We start from the raw sequence: 1021 nt of genomic DNA on the forward strand, positions 1-1021 counted from the left end.
GCATTCCTCATTTTTAAAAACACAAATAAAATGAATATATTACACATATAAAAAAGAAACATGGTACGCCCAAGGGGCGGGTATAGAGTAAATAAAATCAAAGAATTATATAGAATATAAGGGAATTAATGAATTTTGATTCTATTACGTTTTTTTGTCTCTGCCCCTAACTTTTTTGGAGCTTTTTTATAGCTTCAAGAGCTAGTCTTTTACGATCTGCACTCTTTGTATAAAGGGATGCCATCTGATCTTCTGTCCAGCCAAAAATTGCTTTGAGTTGTGATACTGTTGCTCCAGAATTAGCTGCACGTGTTGCGGCTAATTTTCTTAATCCATGCGCCGATTTTTTAATGCCAGCCGCATTACAAGCGTCTCTAAATCCATTCCCAAAGCTTTCTTTGGTGAATTTTTGATTCACTTTACTACAGATAAATGTTTCTTCTCCAATAGGACCAGTTTCAAGCGTTTTAGCTAATTCCGGTAAAATGGGAAGAAAAACATCTGTTTGGAATTTACTTTTCTCTGTTTTGAGATGAATAATATTGTCTTTGACATCTTTCCAGCCAATGCGTACCGCATCACCACGACGCAAGCCCGTATATAAAAGAACATCAATCCAGACACGTTCATGGGTACCATGATGCCATCTTTGATAATATTTTTCGACATCTTCTTCTGTCCAAACAGGAAATCCCTCTTTGTTTTTGAGGGGGGGTCTTTTTATTCCTAAAGCTGGATTATTTTCCAAAAGACCTTGATCAATCGCCCAATTAAAAAGTCCATTAAGGGCTTTCAGAAAATTTCTAGCCATTGCTGGTGTTTCTTTACGCCGTTCAACACCGGCTATGATATGTTTCTTTTCAATTGCTTGGTATGGAATGTTTCCTATGGTATCACATACCTTCATAAGGATGAGTTCTTTTTGTTTTTGGGTGACTTTAGAAAGGTTATGCCAATTGGAGCTATTAAAATACTGTTTAAGGAGCCATGCGAATGAACCTTCGACTAGCTTACCAGTTTT

1 protein-coding gene is annotated in these 1021 nt (G+C 36.6%); it reads right to left on the reverse strand.

The features are described from left to right. Positions 1–166: 166 nt before the first annotated feature. On the reverse strand, positions 167–1021 hold an 855-nt coding region (locus ACFIQE_RS10755; RefSeq protein WP_375678036.1), incomplete at its 5' end, for a tyrosine-type recombinase/integrase.

Origin of the sequence: Bartonella sp. AA1HLJMS (assembly GCF_042197445.1) — a bacterium.
In the GTDB taxonomy this organism is placed as follows: domain Bacteria; phylum Pseudomonadota; class Alphaproteobacteria; order Rhizobiales; family Rhizobiaceae; genus Bartonella.